The organism is Conexibacter sp. W3-3-2 (genome assembly GCF_009707605.1).
Lineage (GTDB): Bacteria > Actinomycetota > Thermoleophilia > Solirubrobacterales > Solirubrobacteraceae > Paraconexibacter > Paraconexibacter algicola.
This window is the reverse complement of sequence record NZ_WLYW01000001.1, coordinates 2,286,542-2,310,522: the sequence shown is the minus strand read 5'-3', so window position 1 is coordinate 2,310,522 and position 23,981 is coordinate 2,286,542. Positions and strand designations below refer to the sequence as shown.

Genomic DNA, 23,981 nt, shown 5'->3' with positions numbered 1-23,981 from the left:
CAAGTCTGGCTCGATCTGGTTGCGTCGCGCGAGCGATGCAGGGCCGGTGGCTGCCCCGCGCCCGGGAGCTGCCCCACGGCAAGCCAAGTCTTCATCCTAGGTCGGTTCGGCCCGTCGGGTCTCGAGGCGTCGTGCGCTACCTTTGAGCCCATAGTCCCCGGCTCAGCTGCTTGGCAGCGGCCGGGGTTTTCTTTGCCGCAAAGCTCAGGTCCGGATGCCTTGCGCGGCGAGCAGCGCCTCGCGTTCCTGAGGAGCGAGCTCCTGCAGTAGCGCCTTGATCTCGGCGAGCCGCGGCTTCTCGGGGGCCGGCCCGGAGGACGCGAACGCCTTCGTCGCCGCATCGGCCAACGCGCTCGCGCGCTGCGCATGCAGATACCGCTCGGTCGTCTTCAGGTCCGCGTGCCCGAGGATGTCCTTCACGCTGGCCGGGTCGATGACGCGCACGAGGAGCGACCCGGCGGTGTGACGGAGGTCGTGGAAGCGGAGGGGCGGGAGGCCTGCGGCTTCGCGCGCGCAGACGTATCGGCGGCGGAGCGCGGACGGGTCGAGTCGGTCGCCGACGACGTTGCAGAACACGAAGTCGTCGGGTGAGGTGAAGTTGGCTCGCTGGGAGAGCCGCTCGAGCGCCGCCATCGGCTGGTCCGCCAGCGGGACGTACCGGGCACGGCGTGACTTCGGGGAGACTTCGACGCCGTCGGAGAGTGCCCGCTCGACGACGAGGACGCGCTCGGCCCAGCGGACGTCGCGCCAGCGCAGGACGACGAGTTCGCCGCGGCGAAGGCCGGTGTAGCAGGCGACGCGGAGCATCTCGGCGAGCTGCTGGTCCTCTGCGCGATGCAGGGCGACGGTCGCCTCGTCGCGCTGCCAGAGGGCGGAGCTCTTGCGGTTGTCGATCTCGCCCTTCTCGGTTCGGGTTCGCCATTCGCCGGAGGCAGCGGCGCGGGCGAGGGCCTCAACCTGGTCGACGTCGAAGACCTCGAGCCGTCCCGGTCCGTCGGCCCGTCGGAGCGTCGCCTCGGCTGCCGGGTTCGCGGTGAGTCCGAATGCGGAGCGCCGGCTGATGCCAAAGTTGAAGATCGCGCGCAGGACCTCGCGGTAGCGGTTCACGGTGCGGACGGAGATGCCCTCGGTGGCGATGTCGTCGAGGAACGCGTCGACGTCCTCGACCGTGATCGCGCCCGCGGGCATGTCGCCGAATCGCGCAAGGACGCGGCCGCGCGTGACGGTCTGGCCGCGACGCTTCGAGAGTCCCGGCTCGGCGAGGACGCTGCGCAGGTCACGCAGGGTGGAGGGCTTGACGCGCTTGATGTGTTCCTGGTGGTGCAGCCACGCCTGGGCGAGCGCGCGGAAGGTCTGCTTCGCCCGTTCGGCGTCGGCGGCGCGGTCCTCTGCATGAGCGTCGGCGAGCTCGAGCTCCTCGATGACGCGCGCCATCTCGGCGTGCGCGCGGCGCTCGTCGAGGAACCCGTCCTGGACCCTGCCGCGGCGAGGCTTCCACCTGCCCGCGGGATCGGCGACGAGCCACGCCGGTCCGAGCCGGCGCTTGACCTGCCGCTGGTCCTTGGAGGCGCGCCACTTTGCCGCGTAGAACGCCTGCCCGGCGTTCGGACCTTTGCCTTTCTCGACCACGAGGACGCCGGCCGGAGGAGCGCTGGAGAGCGGCGGTCGGGGAGTGGGCATGAGGCCATTCTAGTGCTCCGATCGGCCGGGAGTACCACGGGAGTACCAACTTTTCCGTGACGCTCGGGAGTACCACCGGGAGTACCAAATGAGCCGTAAACGCCTATCTAGAGCCACATTCTGCGAAAGTCAGCCATCGATAAACACTGGCTTCGGCGTGCCGATTTCCGGCTACGGAACCGAAGGTCAGAGGTTCGAATCCTCTCGGGCGCGCTCCACGAAAGCCTCGCTACTCGCGAGGCTTTCGTCGTTTTGGCGACGCCGGTCGTAGATGCCCAGTGCGCCAAAATGCCTGAATCCGGCGTTTCGCGACGTCGATCCTTGGTATGACTGCGCGCTCGGCGGCGGAGCGCACCCCCGCGCGTCTCTTCCCGGAAAGGTCCAGTCCGTTGCTTCGCCCCTCCGTGCCCGCCCTCGCGGCGGCGTTCGCCGTCCTCGTCTGCGCGGCTCCTGCCCAGGCCCAGGTCTTCCAGACCGGTCCCGGCACCAACCCGGGGACCGTCGACCTCGTCGACGGGATCCTCCAGTACGAGGCCCGCGACAGCGCCAACGCGGCGATCCAGGACAACGACGTCACGATCACCGTCAACGGCGACGTCGCCACCGTCCGGGACACGAGCGCGAACCTGACGGCCGGGACGGGATGCGAGCAGACGAGCGACCCCAAGGTCGTGCGGTGCGCGCCGGGCGACACCGGCGGGCCCGGGATCGCCGCCTACGACATCGATCTCAACGCCGGTGACGACGTCGCGCGGGTGGACGGCAACCGGCCCGTGACCGGCACGCTCGACGGCGGTGCGGGTGACGACCAGCTCACCGGTGGCCTCGGCTCCGACCAGTTCCTCGGCGGTCCGGGAGCGGACTCGTTCATTGGTGGCCGCGCGACCAACGGCTTCCCGGACGTCGTCTCCTACGCCGACCACGCCGCGGCTGTGTCGGCCGGCATCGGAAACACGGAGGGCGGCAACGGCAATGCGACCGACGGCGCCACCGGCGACATCATCGGGAACGACATCGAGGTGCTCATCGGCACTGATGCCGGCGACGAGCTGTACGGAAACTCCCGCGCCAACACGCTGGTCGGCGGGGCAGGGGCCGACATCCTCGAAGCACGCGCGGGCAACGACACCCTCTACGGCTATGTCCAGGACACGCTCCCCCCCGCAGGCCGGCACCCCCGCGGACGGAGACGATGCGCTGTACGGTCAGGACGGCTCGGACACGCTCTTCGGCGCCGGCGGCGAGGACATCTACGACGGCGGCGACGACGACGGCATCGACACGGCCGACTACAGCGACCACACCGCGGGCGTGACGGTCACGATCGGTGACGGGTTCTCCGACGACGGCACGACCGGCGCCTCCGAGGGCGACGACGTCCGGGCCAACATCGAGGTCGTCAACGGCACGAGCAGCGCCGACGTCCTGACGGGCAACGACGCGAACAACACGCTGCGCGGCGGCTCCGGCGCCGACACGCTGAACGGCGCCGGCGGCGACGACGTCCTCGTCCCGGGCGACGACACCGTGGCCGACACCGTCAACGGCGGTCCCGGTCGTGACGTCTTCTCGACCCCCGGCGTCCGAGGCTTCGGCTTCCCCGCCCCGCGGACACAGGATGGCCCGGACACCTTCGACGGCGGCGACGGCGTCGACCGCGCCGACTACGGGGAGCGCACCCAGGCCTTGAACGTGACGCTCGGCGACGCGGCGGCCAACGACGGCGTCGTCGACGTCGACCCCAACACCGTCGGCAACCAGGGCGAGGGTGACACGATCACCAACACCGAGGCGGTCGTCGGCGGGACTGCGGCCGACACGCTCACCGGCACGCCGGAGGCCGACGACATCGCCGGCGGCGCCGGCGCCGACACGATCGCGACGCTCGGCGGCGACGACGTCGTCCGCACACGGGACAACGTCAAGGACACCATCAGCTGCGGCGGCGGGACCGACACGGCGCTGATCGACGCCGCCGACAACGACAGCGCCGCGAACACCACCGCGTTCAGCACGGCCTCGGGATGCGAGACGGCGACGCTGCCGCCGACCGGGACGCCGACGCCGGGGCAGGTCGCCCTGAAGCCGTCCTCCGGGAGCGTCGACGTGGTGTACACGGCAAGGGCCGGCGACGCCAACAACGTCACGGCGCGCTTCACCACCGCCGGCGTGACCGTCACCGACACCGGGGTCGCGAGCCTCCAGCCCGGGAACGGCTGCGCGCAGGGCGACAGCGCCCAGGAGGTCGTCTGCCCCCAGACGGCCAACGCGTTCTCCAGCACGTACGACATCCGCACCGTCGACGGGCAGGACAGCGTCCGGATCATCGACGAGCTGTCGACGGACACGAACCCGCGCGTCTCCGGGACGATGTTCGGCGGCGACGACTGGGACACCCTGACAGGCGGGGCGGGCAGCGACACGCTCGTCGGCGGTCGCGGCCGCGACGCCATGTCGGGCGGCGACGGAACCGACACCATCTCCTACCTCGACCATGACCTCCGCGTCGACGTCGACCTCTTCAGCGGCCGCGGTGGCAACCCCACGTTCGGCCGGGACTTCCTGCTCGGCTTCGACATCGAGAACGTCGTCGGCTCGAGCTTCAACGATCTCCTGGTCGGCGACGAGCGTGCCAACCGGCTCTCCGGCGGGCCCGGCAGCGACACGATCTCCGGCGGGTCTGGTGACGACACCCTCGTTGACGACGTCTTCCCCGCCAGCCTGGCCGACGGCAGCCAGGCCAACAATCCCAACGCGACGAACGCCGACACGCTCGAAGGCGGCGAAGGCGACGACCTGCTCGATGGCGGCAGCGGTCCCGACGACCTGTTCGGTGGTGCCAGCGACGACCCGACCTTCGACCCCGACGGGTCGGACACCGTCTCCTACTTCGGCCGTCAGGCGGCCGTCGTCGCGTCCATCGGCGCCGGCACCGCCGACGACGGCAACACCAGCGACGAAGCGACGGCCGGGGGCCGCCGCGACGACATCTCCGGCGACGTCGAGAACCTGTGGGGCACGTCGCCCGGCGGCACGTCGCCCGCCGGCGACACGCTCGTCGGCGACGACGACGACAACCGCCTCGAGGGCGGTGCCGGGCCCGACACCCTGACCGGCAACGGCGGTGACGACGAGTTCCGGCCCGAGTCGGTGAGCAACATCTCCGGGACCGGCTCCAACGACGTGGTCGACGGCGGGGCCGGCGACGACACGTTCACCGCGGCGGTGGCGTTCACCTCCGGGCCGTTCGCCAACGAGGGCGACGGCGCCGACACGTTCACCGGCGGCACGGGCGTCGACCGCATCGACTACCAGGCCCGCTCCCTGCCGATCACGGTCGACCTGTCGTCCGACGCGGCCACCGACGGCGGCGCGGGCGAGAACGACCAGATCGCCTCGGACGTCGAGCAGGTCACGGGCGGCCGGGGAGCGGACACGCTCACGGGCAACGCCTCGGCCAACCGCCTGCACGGCGGCCCCGGCAACGGCGCCGACACGATCGACGGCGCCGGAGGCAACGACCGGATCTTCGGCGGGTACAACGGCCAGGGCCCCAACGGCGCGGACACGCTCCGTGGTGGCACGGGCGACGACGTCGTCTTCGCACAGGACCTGGCGCGCGACGACGTCGTGGACTGCGGCGCCGACCGCGACCAGGCGTACGTGGACGTCGCGGGGCAGAACGACGCCACGGCGTCCGACGCGCCCGTCGGCTGCGAGATCCTCAACCCGACGACGTCCACGTCGAACGTCAACGCCGGTGACACGGCGGACGACTCGCCGGGAACGGATCCGACGGCGGACGACGTGATCCAGACGGCGATCACCTCGCCCAACGCGGGCATCGTGACGATCCAGGAGCAGACGCTGATCACGAACACCCCGCCGTCCAACGCGACGTTCCTGCCGATCCAGCTGGACCTCACGGCGCCCGACGCGACCGTCACCGACCCGCTCGTGATCGTGTTCGACCTCGACGCGTCGATCCTGCCCGCGGACGGCGTCAGCGCCGTCCGGGTCTTCCGCGACGGGGTGGAGGCGCTGAACTGCACCGGCCCGGCGGGCCAGGCGGTGCCGGATCCGTGCGTCGCCTCGCGGACGACCATCGCCGGAGGCGACGGGCGCATCCGGGTCCTGAGCTCGCACGCGAGCATCTGGAGCTTCGGGGTGCCGCGCGCCACGACGCCGCCGGCCGACACGGACGGCGACGGCGTGCCGGACTCGACCGACGCCTGCCCGACGGTGGCCGCGGCCACCGCGAACGGCTGCCCGGCGGGCGGCGGCGGTGGCGACGGCGGCTCGACCGGTGGCGGCGGCCCGACCGGTGGCGGGAGCACGACGACGCCTCCGGCCACGACGCCGACGACCCCGGGCACGACCCCGCCCGGCACCGGGACGACGCCCAGCGGCCCGCCGGCGCCGACCGCCGCGATCCTGCGGATCAAGTCCGCGACGGCGCCGAAGCTGTCGGTGCTGCTCAAGAGCGGACTCACGTCGACGATCTCGTGCTCGGTCGCGTGCAAGCTCAACGCGACGCTCACCCTCGACGCGACGACGCTCAAGCGGCTGAAGCTCAAGGGTGCGATCGCGACGCGGTCGCAGTCCGGCCGGGCCGGCGACAACACCGTCCGGCTGACGCTCACCAAGAAGGCGAAGGCGAAGCTCAAGCGCCTGCGCTCGCTCGTCGTGACCCTCCGCGTGACGGCCACGCCGGTCGGCGGCAAGGCCGTCGTCCTGCCCGCGCGGCGCCTGACGATCAAGCGCTGAACGCGGCAGGACCGCGACCCGCATCGTGCTGATGCGATGCGGGTCGCGGGTCAGCGGCCGGCGTCGCCGCGTCGGCGAACTGCCGCGTGCCGACGCCTGGCGCTGCGCTCCAGCAGGCCGACCTGCGGCGCTGCAGGCTCACCGCCGCGGCGCGACCACCCGGAAGGTCGCGCTGACCGGCGCGCTCGCCTTCCCCGCCGCGGTGGCGACCGCGGTCAGCCGGTAGCTGCCCGGGGCGAGCGTGACGCGGCCGATCGTCGTGCGCAGGACGACGGTGCGGTCGCCGGCCGCGTCGCTGCGCGTGATCGTGGCGCGGCGCAGGAGCCGTGAGCAGCGCTGGCCGGCGGCGATCCGGCGGCCGGGGCGCGCGGCGACGCAGCGGCCGCCGCTACGCCGGCCGGGGAGGACCTGCTCGATCGTCAGCGTCGTGCGCGCGGCCACGTCCAGCCGGTAGCGGACGGTCGATCGCGTGCGACGGGTCAGCGTCGCGGCGCGGACCGAGAGGCCGCTCAGGCGCGGGGCCGCGGCGACGGCCGGGGCCGGGTCGGTCGACGGCGCGGGCGCGGGGCTCGGACTCGCGGGCGTCGCGGGCGGCGTCGTCGTGCCCGACCCACCGCCCGAGGACGTCCCGCCGCTCGGGGCCTCGCCGCCCGGCGTGCCGCCCCCCGGCGTGCTGCCCCCCGGCGCGGTCCCGGTCGTCCGGAACGAGCCCGCCGCGCTCTCCACGACCCCGTACGCGGTGGTCGCCACGACCACGACCGCGTGATCGGTCCCCGGGGTCAGGCCGGACAGGGGCTCGCCGACGAGCCGCGCGCCGGGCGGGTCGCTGGAGACCGACCGCGCCGTCGTCGTGAACGGCGTCCCGCCGCTCGGGGTGACGCGGAACGCGACGGTCGTCGGCGTCAAGCGGGCGTCGACCGTGCCGACCACGGTCGCGGTCGTCTCCCCGACGCCCTGGGCGGGGGAGACCGTCACGACCGGCGCCAGCACCTCGACCGCGCCGATGTCGCACGCTCCGGCCGCGGCGCGGGGCAGGCCGCGCTGATCGGTCGCCGGGCAGCCGCTCGTGCGGCCGTCGAGGGCGGCGCTCGTCGGGCCCGGCACCGCCGACGGGGTCGGGCCCCCGTTCGCGCCGAGGGCACCGAGGGCGAGCGTGCCGACGAGGCCCGGGCAGCTCGACGCGCCCGTGAGGTTGCCGCCACCGTCGCTCAGCGGTCCGGCGCAGCCGCCCGCGCCGGTCCCCGCCCCGAGGATCGAGCCGGTGAAGGTCGCCGTGCCCGCGGTACGCAGCACGCCGGCGATGGTCCCGGCCTGCCCGGGGGCGCCCGGGGTCGCGTCCGGGTTGGGGCTCGCGGGCGGGGTGCCCGCCGGGCCGGGAGCGCTCTCCGTCACGGTCACGTGCGTCGCGGTGAGGCTGCCGGAGGTGACGGCGATCGCTCCGGCGTTGCCGCCGTCGCCGCCGTTGCCGTTGGCCGCCATCGGACCGATGTCCTGGTTGCCTCCCTGGCCGCCCATGCCTCCAGCCCCCGCGGTGCCCGACACCGTCACGTTCGTGAGCGTCGTCGTCCCCGCGCTGAGCAGCGCGCCGCCCAGCCCGCCGGCGCCGCCCGTCCCGCCGCTCGTCGCCGCGGAGATGAGGGTCGACGGCGGCGTGAACACCTCGTTGAGGCCGCGCCCGCCGACGCCGCCCCTCCCGGCCGTGCCGGTCACGAAGCTGTCGGCGAGATCGAGCGTGCCGAGGCTCGCGATCGCCCCGCCGAACCCGCCCTGCCCGCCGGTGCCGCCTGCGGCCGTCGCGGTCCCGGCGCTCCCGCGAGTCCCCTCGGCCGCGGTGCCGACGACGTGGATCCGGTCGCCCTCCAGCGCTGCGAGGCTCCGGACGAGGATCGCGCCGCCGTCCCGCTCGCCGGTGCCGTCGAGCGCGCCCTGTATCCGCAGGTCGGTCACCGTCGCGGAGACCGCCGCGACGCCGCTGCCCACCGTCAGCGCCCGCGTCCCCCCGAACGCGCGGACGGTCGTGCTGCTCGCGCCGACCCCGTCGATCGTCAGCGGGCTCGTGACGACCAGCGCCCCGAGATCGAGGCGGTAGGTCCCCGACCCGAGCGTGATCACGTCCGCCCCCAACCCGGCGGGGCAGCCGCCGACGGCGCTGTCGCCGTTGGCCGAGGCCACCGCCTCGCGCAGCTCGCACACCCCCGCCGCGGTCCCGTCGTCGGTCGTCGCGGTGACCGGGATCGTCGCCGCCCCCGCGGCGGTCGTCCACGTCGTCGTGATGGCGAGCGCAGTGCCGAGCACCACGCGCCCTCTCCCCCTGGCACGGTTCATGGGGATGACCCTCGCAGGTCGTGCATGAATCGGGTGCGACGGCGCGCACAGTAGGCGCGTGACGACCGTCACCTCCGGCACGGGTCGCTCGTCGCCGGCTCCGGGTTGACCGTGGACAGACTGTTCGGTCACAATGTCCGAATGAGCACCGTCGACGCTCCCGCGCGGGTGCTGGACGCCGTCTTCCCGAAGGCCGGCGCGGCCCACCCGCCCGGACCCGAGGCGGCGCTCGCCCGCGCCCTCCTCGCGCTCGGCGGCGCCCGGCGTCCAGAGCACCTGATCGAGCGCGCCCCCGCGGTCCTCGTCCGCTGGTCGGCGTTCGAGAAGGCGACGCTGCTGCGCGTCGAGCACACCACGTGCACGACGCTCTCGGCCGCCTCGTCCACCGGTCGCGCGCCGGTGCCGCAGGGCGAGCGCGCCCTCACCGACCTCGAGCTCGAGGTCGTGCGACGACGCGGCCCCGCGCTCGTCCCCGGGTGCTCCGTCGTCGCGCCGATCCTCGCCGAGACCTCCGTCATCGGCCTGCTGCACGCCGTCCCCGCGGGGACGGGCTCCGCGCAGGACCGCGACCTGCTCCACGCCTTCGCGGCCGGCTTCGGGCATCTCTTCGAGCGCGCGACGCTGGAGGCCCGGCTCGCCGCGTCCGCCGACCGGGCCCGCGCGTTCGCCACCACGATCGCCGCCGGTCTCGCGCCGTCGCAGGACGCGGTGCTGCGTCTCGGCCCGCCCGACCGCGCGTCCGTCGCGCGGGTGCCGCTCACCGCGGTCCCCCGGGCCGAGAACGGCGCGCAGCTGCTGCTCACGGCACGACAGCTCGAGGTGCTCGAGCTGATGGCGGCCGGTCGCACCAACGCCGAGATCGCGGACGCGCTGACCGTCAGCGAAGGCACCGTGAAGAGCCACGTCAAGCTCATCCTGCGGCGGCTCAAGGCCGCGAACCGGGCCGAGGCGGTGTCGCGGTACATGCGGCTGGCCGGGGCTCGCGCCGCCTGACGGGCGTCCCTGCACGGGGCCTGCGCTCCCGGGTGAACGCTGCCGTACACTCGGCGGCCGCACACGGCACCTGGGGAGGAGCGCACGATGGACCGGACCGAGCACCACCACGACGAGGACCTCGAGGACGCGGGGCGGACCCGCCGCGGACGGCGCGGGCTGCTCGCCGCACCCCTTGTGGCGCTGCTGCTCGTCGTCCCGGCCGGCGCCGCGCTCGACGGGCCGCTCAACGACCTCCTCGCGCTCGGCAAGGGGGAGGGGCAGGTCGTCCCGCGCGCGGCCACCCAGGACATCGACGACCTCCCGTTCGAGCCCACGCCGCAGGTCGGCTGCGCGCCCGACGACCGGCCCGAGCCCGGCATCCAGGGACGCGTCCCCGCCGGCAGCGCCCGCAACGGGCTGTTCTGCAACGCGCGGATCGTCGGCCGCCACGGCAGCGCCGGCGGCTTCAAGGTCCACCGCTACGTCGACCGCACGGGCCGCGAATGCGCCTACTACGACACCGCGCTGCTGTTCCCGCTCAACGCGCTGCGCGTCGGCGCGGGCGACTCGCTCGGCGTGCAGGTCCTCGACATGACCGACCCGACGAACCCCAGGCGCACCGCGGTCCTCACCGAGCTGCCGATGATGTCCCCGCACGAGTCGCTCGTCCTCAACCAGCGGCGCGGCCTCCTCGCCGCCGTGCTCGGCAACCCGGCGACCTACCCGGGGCTCGTCTCGATCTACGACGCCAGCGCCGACTGCCGCAAGCCCGTCCTGAAGTCCACGCGGCTCATCGCCCGGTTCGGGCACGAGAGCGGCTTCAGCGAGGACGGCCGCACCTTCTACGCCGCCGGCACCGCCACCGACTCGCTCACCGCCATCGACGTCGTCGATCCCGCCCGGCCGAAGGTCCTCTGGCAGGGCCAGGTCTCCTCCCACGGCCTCACCCTCGACCCGGACGGCACCCGCGCCTACGTCACCGACACGGGCCGCGGCGAGGCCGCCGTCCTCGACGTCCACGAGATCGAGCAGCGCAAGCCCGACCCGCAGGTCCGCGAGATCAGCCGCATGACCTGGACGAACGCGTCGATCCCGCAGAACGCCATCCACTTCACCGTCGGCGGGCGCCCCTACCTGCTCGAGTTCGACGAGTACACCCAGGGCACCACCGGCGGCGGGAACCGCGACGCCGTCGGCGCCGGACGCATCATCGACATCGCCGACGAGACCCGGCCCCGCCAGGTCGCCAACCTGCGCCTCGCCGTCAACCAGCCCGACGCGCACCGCGCCGCCCAGAACGACCCGGGCGCGGCCAGCCCCGTGCAGGGCTACGCGGCGCACTACTGCGACCTCGACTCCCGCGTGGACCCGACCGTCGTCGCCTGCTCGTTCATCGCCTCCGGCCTGCGCGTGTTCGACATCACCGACCTCGAGAAGCCCCGCGAGATCGCCTACGTCGTCGCCCCCACGAAGGCCGCGGTCGAGACCGTCGGCCTCGAGTCGAGCTTCGCGATGAGCAAGCCCGTCGTCGTCAAGGACCGGCGCGAGGTCTGGTACACCGACGGGGCCAGCGGCCTGTCCGTCGTGCGCGTCGCCGACCGCGTGTGGCCCGCAAACCGGCCGGCGTGCACCCCACGCACCCGGCGCTTCGTCCGCCTGAAGGTCCCCAGGGGCGCGAAGGTCCGCACCGCGAGCGCGCGGCTGCTCGGCCGCCGCGCCACCGTCGTGCGCCGGGGCGGGCGGCTCGGGGTGGTCGTCGACCTCCGGCGCGCCGCACCCGGCACCGTCCGCCTCAGCGGCACGGTGCGCACCCGGACCGGCCGCGTGGTCCGGACCGTGCGGACGTTCCGGGTCTGCGCGACCGGCTGAGCGACGGGCGCGGGCGCGCCCTGCCCGCTCAGACCCCGACGGGGACGCGCGGCGCGGGCGCCGCGGCCGCCGCGCGCTCCATCGCCTGCCAGGACGCGTTGGCGCGCCGCTGGGTCAGCGCCAGCCGCGCGCAGGCCGCGAGGTAGCGGTGCGGTGCGGCGTGGTTGCCCAGGAACAGGCGGCTGCGGCGCAGCCACAGCGGCATGTGCCGGTTGCAGTCGAGCATGTTCTGCGAGGTGACCACGAGGGCGCGGGCCAGGTCGATCGCCTGCTCGGGGTGCGGGACCGGACGGCAGACGCGGTTGCGGCGGTCGTCGTCGAGGTCCATCAGGTCCAGGTGCGCGATCAGCGCCGAGCTGAACGTCTGCTGGCACATGAAGATCGGCTGCAGCGTGACCCGCCCGGGGGCGTACACGGGCACCGGCTCGTTCTTCGCCAGGCCGTTGGCGGAGCAGTCGACGTAGAGCGTGTCGGCGGGGCACGCGACCTCGCCCTCGACGAGCTCGATCCCCGCGCTCGTGACGCGCTGGACCCGACCGAGCCGCACGACGTCCTCGACGAGCCGCAGCTGCGCGAGCTCGCTGCGGTCGACCGTCGCGCAGCGCCACTTCGTCGGCGTGCGCGACTCGTCGAAGCGGAAGATGATCCCCTCGCGCTCGAGCTGGTGGAAGGCGTCCTGCACGACCCGGCCGTCGGCGATGCTGCGCAGCATCGACACGACCGTGTCGAGGACGATGTCCGGCCGCATCGCGCCGCGGTCCAGCAGCCACGCGTCGTTGGGCATCACCCAGCGGATGCGGTGCGGCGCGACGCCGTTGTCCAGGAGGAAGAGGATCGCGTCGATGCCGGTCTTCCCGGCGCCGATCACGACGTACTGCTCCCACGGCCGCTGCAGCCGCGCGAGCTCGTTCGGCGGGACGAGCGTGACGTCGGGGTCGACCTCGTAGCGCGGCGGGCACATCGACGGCACCTGCACGCCGCTGTACGTGCCGTCGACGACGCGGCGGCGCGCGGTGACGGTGGTGACGCGATCGCGGTCGACGGTCGAGACGATCCGGCCGTCGCCGACGTGGTCGCTCATCGGCAGGAACCGCACGCGGCCGGTGCGCACGAAGCGGTCCATCGCGGTGCGGAAGTAGGCGAGGATGTCCGCGCCCGCGCTGAGGTCCTCGCCGCCGCGACCGAGGCTCGTGGACTGCAGGCCGTAGTAGACGGCGGGCTGGTGCAGGCGCACGTACGGGTAGGCGTCGTTCCAGTGGCCGCCGGGATTGGCGTGCCGGTCGACCATGACGATCTGCGCGGTGGGGTCCTCGGCGAGGATCACGTCCGCGTAGCCCATGCTCATGGCGCCTGCGCCGAGGATGAGGTAGTCGGTCTCGATGTGCTCGGTGGTCATGGTTGCTCCCGGGGCTGCTGGTGACCGGACCGACGCTACGGCGCGGCCGGTGCGCCGCACATCGCCCCTGCGGGGTCAATCAGGACTCATTCGGGGTGAATCAGGGGGGGACGGCGCGGGGCACCGGCCCCGCGGGTCAGCGGCCGAGGAGCTCGAGGATCTCGCCGACGGCGTGGTCGCGGTCCATCGGGTGACGCAGTGGCGCCTGGCGGTTGACGCGGTAGTGGTTGCGCCGCCCGTCGCGCTCGCGCTCGACGTACCCGCCCTCGATCAGGTCGCTGACGATCCGCTGGGCGGCCCGCTCGGTGATCCCGACCGTGTCGGCGATGTCGCGCATCCGCATGCCGGGGTCACGGGCGACGCAGAGGAGGACGTGCGCGTGGTTGGTGAGGAAGGTCCAGTCGCCCGCCATGTCCGTCAAGCCTACGGGCAACAGGGGTCGGCAAGCCGTCCTTCCGGTGACGCGATTTACGAAACGTGACATACAACACACGACTCAGAACACACGACAGCAAATACATGTATTGTCCTTCGCGTCATCCATGTCGTCTTCTGCGAAGGAGTTGCCGTGCACCGTTCCGACGTCGTGACCCCGCCCGCTCCCCGGCCCGCCGTGGCCGACGCGGCGCCCCCGCGCAGCACGCCCGGACCGTGGGCGCGCAAGTACGTCGCGCCGCCGCCGGACATCGCCATGACGATCAGCCCGGCCGGCGCCCGCGCCCGCGCAGCCCAGCAGGTCGGCGCCCACATCGCGACCGAGCTCGAACGCGGCCGCTCGCTCTACTGCGTCGTCCACGACCCGGAGATCCTGGCCCGCCTGGGCGGCTTCGACGGCCGCGCGCTCGCGACCCCCGGCGCGGAGGGCATCGCACCGTGAGCGCCCTCCTACCCCTCGCGGTCGGCGCCCCGGCGCTCGCCGGGATCGCGGTCCTGCTGGCGCCCGCCCGGCGGCTGCGGTCCGGCGGCGCCCACGCCGCGGCCGCCGGCTCGCTCCTGGGCCTCGCGCTCACCGTCGCGCTCGCCGTCGACGTGCTCGGCGGCGGGCCGGTCACCTGGACCCCCGGCGGCAGCCCGGACGGGCCGGGCCTCCTCGCCGACCGCGTCTCGGTCCTCCTGCTCCTGCTCGTCCTCGGCGTCAGCGCCGTCGTGCAGGCCTACACCGCCCGCTACCTCTGCGGCGACCCGCGCCAGCGGCGCCTCGTCGTCACCGCCGCCGGCACCACCACGGCCGCCGCCGCGATGGTCGGCGCCGCCACCCTCACCGTCCTGGCGGCCGCGTGGTGCGCCGCCGGCCTGGGCCTGCTCGCGCTGCTCGCGCAGCGCGCCGACCTCCCGGCCGCCCGCGTCGGCCTGCAGCGGACCGCGCGGACCTTCGCCATCGGCGACCTCGCGCTGCTCGCCGCCGTCGCCATCGTCCTCGCCACCGCCGGTGACCCGTCGCTGCGCGACCCCGGGGCGGCCGCCGCCGCGCTCGACACCGCGACCGTCGCCGGCGTCGACGCCGCGACGCTCGTCGCCTGCCTGCTCGTGCTCGCCGCGATCGCGCGCTCCGCGCTGCTGCCGCTGCACCGCTGGCTGCCCGCCACGCTCGCCGCACCGACCCCCGTCTCGGCCCTGCTGCACGCCGGGCTCGTCAACGCGGGCGGCATCCTGCTGGTGCGGCTCGCCCCGCTCGTCGACGCCTCCGCACTCGCCCTCGGCCTCGCCTTCGCGGCCGGTGCGGCCACCGCGGTCCACGGCACCGCCCTGATGCTCACCCGTCCCGACGTGAAGGGCGCCCTCGCGCACTCGACCGTCGGCCAGATGGGCTTCATGGTCCTCGCGTGCGCGCTCGGCGCCTACGCCGCCGCGCTCCTGCACCTCGTCGCGCACGGCATGTACAAGGCCACCCTGTTCCTCGGGTCGGGCTCCGTCGTGCACGCCGACAAGCGGCGGGCCGTCGCCGCCCGGCCCGGCCCACGCGGCGTGCGCTGGGCGCCGCCCGTCCGGCTCGCCGCCGCCGCCCTCGTCCCGGCGGTGGCGATCGCCGCCGCGTTCCTGACCTACGCCGCCGACCTGCTCGACCATCCCGGCACGCTCGTCCTCGTCGCGTTCGCCTGGGCCACCGCCGCGCACGCCGCCCACGCCTGGCTCACGAGTACCCCCGGACGACCGCTGCTGGGCCTCGCCGCCGTCGCGGCGGCGTGCCTCGCCTACACCGGCCTGATCACGGGCGCCGACGCCCTGCTCGCGCCCGCGCTCCCGGACCCCGGCGCGACCGTCAGCGCCTGGTTCGCGCTGGTGCCCGCCGCCGTCCTGGCGGCCGGCCTGCCGGTCCTGCGCTCCCGCCGCGGCGCGCAGCTGAGCGCCCGGCTGTACGTCCGCGCGCTCGAGGCCGGGCGCACCGCGCCCCGGCCGCGGCGCGACCCGGCGCTCGCCCGCCGCGCCCATGCGCCCGTCGTCACCCGGCCCCCGCGGGTCCGTGACGGCGCCCTCGACGACCGCAGCACCACCCACCACGACGCCCCCAGGAGCGTGCCCGCATGAGCTATACCGACACCGACCGGGTGCGCCTGCGCGCCCAGGTCTCCTCCGCCGCCACCGCGCTGCACGCCGTCTGGCCGCTGCGCACCTTCATCGCCGTCAACCCGCTCGGCGGCCTCCAGCACGAGCCGTTCGAGCAGGCGGTCGCGCGCTCCCGGCGCCTGCTCGGGATCGACGGCCACCTGCCGCTCGCCGACTACCGCGCCCACCACGACCGCGGCCGCATCACCAGCGCCGACCTCGACGCCGCGCTCCACCGGCGCCTGCCCGAGCTCGGCGGCCTCCCCGACCTCGAGCTCGACGGGAACACGGTGCCGGCCGTGCACGCCCTGCGCGCCGACCTCCTGCACGGCCGCGACGTGCCCGCCCCGCCCGCGCTCCCGCGCGGCGCCGGGGAGTGGTGCGACCGGCTGCTGGGCACCGACATCGCCGCCGCCGTCGACGCGGAGGTCGCCAAGTGGCTCACCGCCTTCTGCGACTCCGGGCACGCCGCCTGGGCGATGCCCGGCCGCGACCGGGGCCTGTACGCCGCCTGGCGCGCGCTCGTGCCGCACGACGCGGCGCTCGACCGGCTCGGGCTGCGCGACGTGCTCGCCGCGCCCGCGGTGCGCGCCGAGGACGCCGTGCTCGCCGCCCTGACCGCGCTGCACGTGCCCGACGCCGAACGCCGCGCCGAGCTGCGCGGACAGCTCGCCCGCCTGCCCGGCTTCACCGGGCACGTGAAGTGGTGCGCCGAGCACCCCGACCAGGCACCGCACCCGGCCGACCTCGTCGAGCTGCTCGCCATCCGGCTCTCCTACGAGGCGCCGCTCGTCAGCGCCGCCACCGCCGGACTCCTCCCCGAGGGGACCGCCGGCCTGCGCGCACTGGTCGAGCAGGACCTCGCCCGGCACGCCGCCCCGGCACCCGTCGACCCGATCGGACGGCACGTCCGCGCCGCCCGCGTCGCCCGCGTGCTCGGCGCCCACGCGGCCACCGAGCAGGAGCTCGAGGCGTGCAGCGCGGTCCTCGAGCGGCTGCCCGCCGCGGACCGGCCGTGGGTCTGGCAGGACGCGTTCGAGTGGCACTACCGCGACGGCCTGCTCGCGCAGCTGGCACGCGCCCCCGACCCGGACCCGGCACCGTCGGGGCGGCCCGACGCGCAGGCCGTCTTCTGCATCGACGCGCGCTCGGAGGGCCTGCGCCGTCACCTCGGCGACCGCGGCGCCTACGAGACGTTCGGCTTCGCCGGCTTCTACCAGCTCGTGATCCGCTGGCGGCAGCTCGGCAGCGACCACGAGGCGCGGCTGTGCCCGGCCCCGGTCACGCCGACCAAGGCGATCACCGAGCGGCCCGTCACCGGCACCGAACGCGACGCCGCCCGGGCGATGGCCACCGCCGGGCACCTCGACGCGCTCGACCACGCCTTCCACCGGGCCCGGCACGGGCTCGCCTCCCCGTTCGCGCTCGCCGAGGCGTCCGGCTGGCTCGCGGGCCCGCTCGCGGCCGCGCGCACCGCCGCCCCGGAACGGGTCGGGCGGCTGCGCGACCGGCTCGCCCGCCGGACCCGCGTCATCGCCGCCGACCCCACCGTCGCCACCCCCGACGAGCAGGAGGCGGCCGCGCTCGTCGCCGAGACCGAGCGGCAGGCGATCCGCGCCGCGCTCGGCCGTCCCGGCCTCCCGGAGGAGCGCTGCGAGGACCTGCGCCTGCAGGCCCTGCGCGGCGAGGCCCCCGACCTCGCCGCCCGCGCCGGACTGACCCCGCACGCCCACGCGCAGCGGCTCGCCGACGCCGCCCGGCTGGGCTTCGACCGCGACGAGCAGGTCCTCTGGGCCGAGTTCGCCCTGCGCTCGTTCGGGCTCGTGGACCGCTTCGCCCCCGTCGTCCTGCTGACCGGGCACGGCAGCCGGACCGAGAACAACGCCTACGAGGCCGCCCTGGACTGCGGCGCGTGCGGCGGGCAGCACGGCGGCCCCAACGCCCGCATCGCCGCCGCGCTGCTCAACCGCCTCAGCGTCCGCGTCGGCCTCGCCGAGCGCGGGATCCGCATCCCCGACGACACGGTCGTGATCGCCGGACACCACGACACCGCCACCGACCGCGTCGAGATCCTCGACCGTCACGCGATCCCCGCCAGGCACCGCGACGCGGTCGACCGGCTGCAGGCCGACCTCGACCGGGCCGGGGAGGCGCTCGCCGCCGAGCGCGCACGGCGGCTGCCCGGCCCCGACCATCCGCGCCGGCGGGCCCGCGACTGGGCGCAGATCCGGCCCGAGTGGGGGCTCGCCCGCCACGGCGCGTTCGTCATCGGACCGGGGGACATGGTCGCCGGCCTGGACCTCCAGACCCGGACGTTCCTGCACTCCTACGACTGGCGCGCCGACCCGGACGGCACCGCCCTGGAGACGATCCTCACCGCGCCCGGGCTCGTCGTGCAGTGGATCAACGCCCAGTACTACTTCTCCGCCGTCGACCCGGACGTCCTGGGGGCGGGGGACAAGGCGCTCCACAACGTCGTCGGGGACGTCGGCGTCCTCGAGGGACCCGGAGGGGACCTGCGGATCGGGCTGCCGTGGCAGTCGGTCGCCGTCGGCGACGAGCTCTACCACGAGCCGCTGCGCGCACTGTTCGTCGTGCAGGCCCCCCGCGCGCGCATCGACGAGCTGATGGCGCGCAACGACCTGCTGCAGCACTACGTCGACGGCGGCTGGATCGCGCTCGCCGCCCGCGAGTCCGCCGACGACCCGTTCCACCAGCGCACCACGGGCGGGCCCTGGGTGCGCTGGACCCCTGCCACCCCCGTCCTCGAGGAGATCGCATGAGCACCCCCACCGCCCTGACGCCGATGACGAAGGTCGAGGTCGTCCTGCGCGGCGCCGACGTCCCGAGCGCCGTCGAGCTGCTGCGCGCCGCCGGCGCCACCGGCTACACGAGCATCAACGGCGTCTCCGGCTTCGGGCACGACGGCTACCACGGGGGCCGCCTGCTCTTCAACGACACCGACGCGCTCTCGCTGCTCATCGCGGTCATGCCCGACGACCGCGCGCACGCGGCGATCGCCGGACTGCGCGAGCTGTTCGAGGACCGCCCGGGCGTGCTGTTCGTCTCGCCCACCGCGGTCTGCCGCTCCGAGCACTTCACCGCGCCGGCCTGACCGGTCCGCGCCACCGACCACCGACCCTCCAGGAGGACCCTGCCGATGTCCCTCACCGACCGCCGGCTGCTCGTCACCGGCGTCGCCTCACCCGAGTCCATCGCCTACGCCGTCGCCGAGCGCGCCCTCGACGACGGGGCGCACGTCACCCTCACCGCGCCGCCGCGCGACCTCGACCGCTGCCGCGACCTCGCCCACACGCTGCCCGGGGACGTCGCGGTCGTCTGCGCGGACCTGACCTCGACCGAGGACCTCGACGCGCTGCAGCGCCGCCTGCGCGCCGACGGAGGGCCGCTGCACGGGGCCGTGCACGCCGTGGCCTACGCGCCCGCGGAAGCGCTCGACGGACCGTTCGTCGAGGCCGGGCAGGCCGGGGTCGAGCTGGCGTTCCGCACGTCCGCCTGGTCCCTGGCCGGTCTCGCCCGCGCCGTCGCCCCGCTGTTCCCGGCCGGGGGCGGCTCGCTCGTCGGCATGACGTTCCACAGCGACGGCGCGTGGGCGACGTACAACTGGATGGGCGTGTGCAAGTCGGCGCTCGAGGCGACCAACCGCTACCTCGCCCGCGACCTCGGGACGGTCGGCGCGCGGGCCAACCTCGTCGCCGCCGGACCCCTGCACACGCGCGCCGCGGGCGGCATCCCCGGCTTCGACGCGCTCCTGGACGCCTGGGAGCGGCAGGCCCCGCTGCGCTGGGACGCCACCGACCCGGGGCCGGTCGCCGACGCCACCCTGTTCCTGCTCGACGACGCGTCCCGCGCCATCACCGGGGAGGTCCTGCACGTCGACGCCGGGTTCCACGCGATGGCGGGCGCGGTGCGGTCCGCCTGAGCGGCCCGCCGCCGGGGCGCGGCCGGTCGAGTCCGGCGCGCGCCTCAGCGGCGGCCGGCGAGCGCCCGCCGGGGCCGGGCGACCGGCGGCTCGGCGGCGGGCGGGGACGGCGGGTCCTGCGGGACGCGGCCGAGCAGCGGGCCGGTCGCGAACGTCGTGATCAGCGCGACCAGCACGAACACCGCGAACAGCCGCTCGTCGATCAGCCCGGCGTCGAGCCCGACCGTGAGGACGAGGATCTCGACCAGGCCCCGCGCGTTCATCAGGACACCGACCGTCAGGGCGTCGGAGCGGGAGAGCCCCGCCCACGCCGCGGCCGCCGTGGCGGTCAGGAGCTTGGCGGCGACCGCCACCACGAGGACGAGCGCGAGCATCCCGAGACCGTCGGAGCCCAGGGTGGTGACGTCCAGGCGCAGCGCCGGAACCGCGAAGTACAGCGGCAGCAGCACGGCGAGCGCGACGACCGCCCGGCGCGAGCGCAGGTCCGCGGCCAGCTCCGCGCGCGGACCGGCCGGCAGCACGAGGCCGTACAGGAACGCACCCGCGACCGGATGCAGCCCCGTCACCTCGGTCACCGCGGCCGCGAGCCCGAGGCCCGCAACGAGCACGCCGAACCGCCCCGCCGGCGCCGACGCGGCGCGCAGCACGACCGGGGCGAGCACCCGGGCCAGCGCCACCACGACGAGCACCCCGGCGACCGCCGCGGCGAGCGTGCCCGCCGGGCCGCCGCCGACCCCGCCGTCGCGCCCGCTCACCGTCACGGCGATCGCCAGCGCCGGCCACACGAGCGCCTCCTGCGCCGCGGCAGCGGCGAGCGCGACCCGGCCCGGCAGCCGGTCCCCGAGCCCGCGCGCGTCGACGATCCGGGCGAGGACCGGGAAGGCCGTCACCGCGATCGCGGTCCCGACGAACAGCGCGAACGCCGCCAGCGGCGGATCACCCGACACCTCGCCGTGGAGCGCGAGCGCGAGCGCCGCCCCGGCGGCGAACGGGAGCGCGAACGACGCGAGCGCGACGCTCGTGGCGGCCCGACGGTCGCGCCGCAGCGCCGTGAGATCCAGCGACGCGCCGACCGCCCCGAGGTACGCGACGACGCCGACGAGGCCCGCGGCCTTCATCACGTCGCGCGCGTCGTCGGTGAAGATCGCCGCCGACGGATCGCCCGGGGCCAGACCCAGCAGCGAGGCGCCGAGCACGAGCCCGGCGAGCACCTCGCCCATCACGCGGGGCTGCCCGAACCGCTCGAGCAGCCCGCCGAGCGCCCGGGCGACGACCACCACGAGCAGGCACGCGAGCACGATCCCGGCAAGGGCGTCCACGACCGGGGTACGGGCGCGGACGCGCCGCGGCGCGGCGATCGGGCGTGCCGGGACTCGCCGACCGGGCCGCGAGCGGTCGCCGCGCCCGTACACTGCCGCGATGCTCACGAGGGGTCGGGTCGTCGCACTGCTCACCGCCGCGCTGCTCGGCACGGGGGCGAGCGCCGGTCCCGCGACCGCGGCCGGCCCCGTCACGGACGCCGCGTTCGCGCCGGTCGACACCCCGGGCGCGCCGCTCACCGTCGACCCCGCCGCCGTCGAGCGCGCGCTCGCCTGCTCGCCCGGCGTGACGGGCGCGACCCGCACGCCGGTCCTGCTGCTCCAAGGGACCGGCGCGACCGCGAAGGACAACTGGTCGTGGACCTACCAGCCCGCGTTCGACGCGCTCGGCGTCCCCTGGTGCGCGCTGGACCTGCCCGAGCACGCCACCGCCGACATCCAGCAGGCGGGCGAGTACGTCGTCCACGCCCTGCGCACGATGGCGGCACGCGCCGGCCGACGCGTGTCGATCGTCGGGCATTCCCAGGGCGGCATGGTCGGGCGCTGGGCGCTGCGCTGGTGGCCCGACACCCGCGCGCTCGTCGACGACCTCGTCGGCTTCGCGCCGTCCAACCACGGCACCACCCGCGCGGTCTGCAGCGCCGAGGACCCGTGCAGCCCGGCCGGCTGGCAGCAGCGCGACGAGGCCGACTTCATGCGCGCGCTGAACTCCCGGCAGGAGACCTTCGCGGGGATCTCGTACACGAGCATCTACACGCGCGTCGACGAGACCGTGCAGCCCAACCAGGACGCGGAGACCGGCTCGTCGTCCCTGCGCACCGGGGACGGGGCGCGCACGAACGTCGCCACCCAGGACATCTGCCCGGCCGCCGCCTACGAGCACCTGCTCATCGGCCTCGTCGACCCGGTCGCCTACGCGCTGGCGATCGACGCCCTCACCCACGACGGCCCGGCCGACCCGTCGCGGATTGACCGCGGCGTCTGCCTGCAGGTCCTGCACCCGGGCATCGACCCCGTGACCGCGCCCGCCGACGGTGCCGCCGCCGCGATCTCGTTCCAGAGCTACCGGGCGCGTACGGACCCCGCCGAGCCCGCGCTCGCCTGCTACACCACCGCCTCCTGCCCGCGGTCCGCTCCCGCCGCGGCCTGCACGCCCGCCCGCCGCACGACCGTGACGCTCGCCCGGCTGGCCCGCGTGCGCGTGACGGTGAACGGCCGGCGGACCGCCGTCACGCGCACGCGCACCGGCCGGGTCCGCGTGCGGCTCGACCTGCGCCGCCGCGCCGGCACGACCGTCGTCGTCCGCGCCCGCGGCACCGACGCGCGTGGCCGGCGCGTCAGCGTCGTGCGGCGCGTCGTGGTCTGCGGCTGACCGGCGGATCGGCGCTCGCCGGGAACTCCGCAGGCGCGACCGGCGTTGCAGCAGGCATGAGCACCATCGACGCGGGCGCGTTCTCCGCGATCTACGAGCGCCACCACGACGCGATCCGCGGCTACCTCCGGGCGCGCGTCCGCGACGACGCCCTGGCCGACGACCTGACCGCCGAGACGTTCGCGCGCGCGTTCGCCTCCCACGACCGGTTCGTCGACCAGGGCCACGGCGAGCGGCCGTGGCTGTTCACCATCGCCACGAACCTGCTCCGCGACGAGCTGCGCGCCGGGACCCGGCGGCAGGCGCTCCTGGACCGGCTCCCGGCCGACGGGCACACTCCGCCGCCCGAGCCGGCCGGCCCGGCCGACCCGCTCCTCGCCGGGGCGCTGCGCGACCTGCGCCGGGAGGAGCTCGAGGTCCTGCTGCTGAGCGCGTGGGCGGACCTCTCCTACGAGGAGATCGCCGCCGCGCTCGACGTGCCCGTCGGGACCGTGCGCTCGCGCCTGCACCGTGCGCGCCGCCACCTGCGCACCGCGCTCGCCGCGGGCATCGCGGCGGGCGTGGCGCTCGTCGCGGTCCTCGCGCTGCTGCCCACCCGGGACGGGCGGGGCCCGGGAGTCCCCGGCACGCCGCTCCGCGGGCCCGTGTCGGCCGCCGCCGCGTGCGCCGAGCCCGGGCCCGCCGGGCGGTGCCTGCGCGCCGTCGGACTGCGCGCCGGGCTGCAGACGCTGCCGGGCAGCGGCGACGTGCTCTACGAGCGGGGCAGCACGACGCTCGCGTCGTTCCTCGTCGGCGGCCCCCCGCGCGAGGACCGCGGCAACCAGATCCCGTTGGCGACCGCGCGCACGCCGTTCTCCGTGTCCCGCTGGGTCGTCGAGGAGCGCTGGGTCGCCGCCGACGGCAGCGGGCGGTTCGCCGCCACGGGCGTCAGCCGCGTGCGGCTCGACTCGGCCCGCGACCGGGCGGCCTGGCGCGCGGCGGGCTCCCCCGATCTCGAGCGGCTGGTCCCGCAGGTCCCGCCGCCGGACCCGGCCAGCTCCGCCTTCCCCGCGGGAGCGGCCGGGACCGCGCTGCTCGGCGCCAACGGCCTGAACGACGAGCTCGCGGGAGACGATCCGCTCCGCGGGCTCTCCGAGGACCCGACGGTCCTGGCCGGGCAGCTGCGCGAGACGGCCTGGTCGGGCCGCGACGCCGGCGACGGCGGCTGCCCGTCGGCCGCCGCCCTGTCCGACTGCCCGCCGGCCGTCCGCGACGAGGTCCGCCGGACCGCGAGCGGCTTCGCGATCACGCTGCTGGGCTACCCGGCGGCCGGGCCGCGGCTGCGGGCCGCGCTCGTCGAGGTCCTGCGCCGCACGCCGAGGACCCGTGGCCTGGGCCTGCGCCGTCTGCCCGACGGGACGCGCGTCGCCGTGATTCGCCTCGACCGGGCCTGGGCGGCCGACGGGCTCGACGTCCTGGCGTTCGACCCCTCGACCGGGGCGCTGCGCGGCACCGGCACGACCGGCGAGGACGGCACCCTGCGCTGGTTCGCCACGACGAACGACGTGCGGGCGCGCGTCCCCGCGGTCGGCCGGCGGCCGTAGCGCGGGGCGCTCCGGCGCGGCCCTGCGGCCATCGCGCGGTCGTCCCTGCGGCAGCTCGCGTGGCGACGCCATGCGGCCGGCGGCGCGGCCTCGCGCCGCGGCGGCGGGGCTCGTCGGCGGCGGTTCTGCGACGTCGTGTCGAGGTCAGCCGAACGAAAAATCGCCCAGTGTTCATCGGCAATCGGGTGTGTTTCTCCAACTTGGGCTG

16 protein-coding genes are annotated in these 23,981 nt (G+C 75.6%); 11 read left to right on the top strand and 5 right to left on the bottom strand.

The features are described from left to right. Window positions 1-204: 204 nt before the first annotated feature. Window positions 205-1,680 carry a tyrosine-type recombinase/integrase gene (locus GKE82_RS11260; RefSeq protein ID WP_154733340.1) on the bottom strand — a complete coding sequence of 492 codons (1,476 nt, stop codon included), beginning with the start codon at window positions 1,678-1,680 and terminating at the stop codon, window positions 205-207. A 404-nt stretch (window positions 1,681-2,084) separates the two neighbouring features. On the opposite strand from GKE82_RS11260, the gene GKE82_RS30385 reads away from it, so the two are divergent. Then, window positions 2,085-3,011 carry a hypothetical protein gene (locus tag GKE82_RS30385; RefSeq protein WP_309233549.1) on the top strand — a complete coding sequence of 309 codons (927 nt, stop codon included), beginning with the start codon at window positions 2,085-2,087 and terminating at the stop codon, window positions 3,009-3,011. Beyond that, window positions 2,992-6,447, top strand: coding sequence for a hypothetical protein (locus tag GKE82_RS11255; RefSeq protein ID WP_309233804.1), 3,456 nt, complete (start codon window positions 2,992-2,994; stop codon window positions 6,445-6,447). The genes GKE82_RS30385 and GKE82_RS11255 overlap by 20 nt, the downstream gene beginning before the upstream one ends. Before the next feature lie 138 nt (window positions 6,448-6,585). Here GKE82_RS11255 and GKE82_RS11250 read toward each other — a convergent pair whose 3' ends face one another. After that, a complete protein-coding gene (locus tag GKE82_RS11250) occupies window positions 6,586-8,772 on the bottom strand; it encodes a choice-of-anchor Q domain-containing protein (protein ID WP_154733338.1) in 2,187 nt (728 codons plus the stop codon). Window positions 8,773-8,913: 141 nt separating this feature from the next. On the opposite strand from GKE82_RS11250, the gene GKE82_RS11245 reads away from it, so the two are divergent. Continuing rightward, window positions 8,914-9,765 (top strand): LuxR C-terminal-related transcriptional regulator, encoded by an 852-nt coding sequence (locus GKE82_RS11245; protein WP_154733337.1) that lies wholly within the window; start codon window positions 8,914-8,916, stop codon window positions 9,763-9,765. An 87-nt stretch (window positions 9,766-9,852) separates the two neighbouring features. Next, window positions 9,853-11,616, top strand: a complete 1,764-nt coding sequence (locus GKE82_RS11240) for an LVIVD repeat-containing protein (RefSeq protein WP_196189174.1) — start codon at window positions 9,853-9,855, stop codon at window positions 11,614-11,616. Window positions 11,617-11,644: 28 nt separating this feature from the next. Here GKE82_RS11240 and GKE82_RS11235 read toward each other — a convergent pair whose 3' ends face one another. After that, window positions 11,645-13,012, bottom strand: coding sequence for an NAD(P)/FAD-dependent oxidoreductase (locus GKE82_RS11235; RefSeq protein WP_154733336.1), 1,368 nt, complete (start codon window positions 13,010-13,012; stop codon window positions 11,645-11,647). A 136-nt stretch (window positions 13,013-13,148) separates the two neighbouring features. Then, window positions 13,149-13,424, bottom strand: coding sequence for a helix-turn-helix domain-containing protein (locus GKE82_RS11230; RefSeq protein ID WP_154733335.1), 276 nt, complete (start codon window positions 13,422-13,424; stop codon window positions 13,149-13,151). 156 nt (window positions 13,425-13,580) lie between these two features. On the opposite strand from GKE82_RS11230, the gene GKE82_RS30730 reads away from it, so the two are divergent. The 5 genes from GKE82_RS30730 to GKE82_RS11210 are packed head-to-tail and all read left to right on the top strand — an operon-like array spanning window position 13,581 to window position 19,499. Further along, window positions 13,581-13,889 carry a hypothetical protein gene (locus GKE82_RS30730; protein ID WP_196189173.1) on the top strand — a complete coding sequence of 103 codons (309 nt, stop codon included), beginning with the start codon at window positions 13,581-13,583 and terminating at the stop codon, window positions 13,887-13,889. Continuing rightward, entirely contained in the window at window positions 13,886-15,538 is a 1,653-nt protein-coding gene (locus tag GKE82_RS11225; RefSeq protein WP_196189172.1) for a proton-conducting transporter membrane subunit, read from the top strand. Before GKE82_RS30730 ends, GKE82_RS11225 begins: the two co-directional genes overlap by 4 nt. Then, on the top strand, window positions 15,535-18,339 hold the full coding sequence (locus GKE82_RS11220; protein WP_154733333.1) for a DUF2309 domain-containing protein: 2,805 nt from the start codon (window positions 15,535-15,537) through the stop codon (window positions 18,337-18,339). The genes GKE82_RS11225 and GKE82_RS11220 overlap by 4 nt, the downstream gene beginning before the upstream one ends. Then, on the top strand, window positions 18,336-18,671 hold the full coding sequence (locus GKE82_RS11215; protein ID WP_107567023.1) for a P-II family nitrogen regulator: 336 nt from the start codon (window positions 18,336-18,338) through the stop codon (window positions 18,669-18,671). The genes GKE82_RS11220 and GKE82_RS11215 overlap by 4 nt, the downstream gene beginning before the upstream one ends. 45 nt (window positions 18,672-18,716) lie before the next feature. Beyond that, complete coding sequence (locus tag GKE82_RS11210; protein ID WP_107567022.1) at window positions 18,717-19,499, top strand: enoyl-ACP reductase; 783 nt, start codon at window positions 18,717-18,719, stop codon at window positions 19,497-19,499. Window positions 19,500-19,543: 44 nt separating this feature from the next. Here the strand turns inward: GKE82_RS11210 and GKE82_RS11205 are convergent, their stop codons facing one another. Next, window positions 19,544-20,926 carry a cation:proton antiporter gene (locus tag GKE82_RS11205; RefSeq protein WP_154733332.1) on the bottom strand — a complete coding sequence of 461 codons (1,383 nt, stop codon included), beginning with the start codon at window positions 20,924-20,926 and terminating at the stop codon, window positions 19,544-19,546. On the opposite strand from GKE82_RS11205, the gene GKE82_RS11200 reads away from it, so the two are divergent. Both GKE82_RS11200 and GKE82_RS28360 read left to right on the top strand, forming a co-directional pair. After that, on the top strand, window positions 20,919-22,190 hold the full coding sequence (locus GKE82_RS11200) for a triacylglycerol lipase (RefSeq protein ID WP_154733331.1): 1,272 nt from the start codon (window positions 20,919-20,921) through the stop codon (window positions 22,188-22,190). The genes GKE82_RS11205 and GKE82_RS11200 overlap by 8 nt on opposite strands. A gap of 56 nt (window positions 22,191-22,246) precedes the next feature. Then, window positions 22,247-23,773 (top strand): RNA polymerase sigma factor, encoded by a 1,527-nt coding sequence (locus tag GKE82_RS28360; RefSeq protein ID WP_230316148.1) that lies wholly within the window; start codon window positions 22,247-22,249, stop codon window positions 23,771-23,773. Window positions 23,774-23,981: the final 208 nt, after the last annotated feature.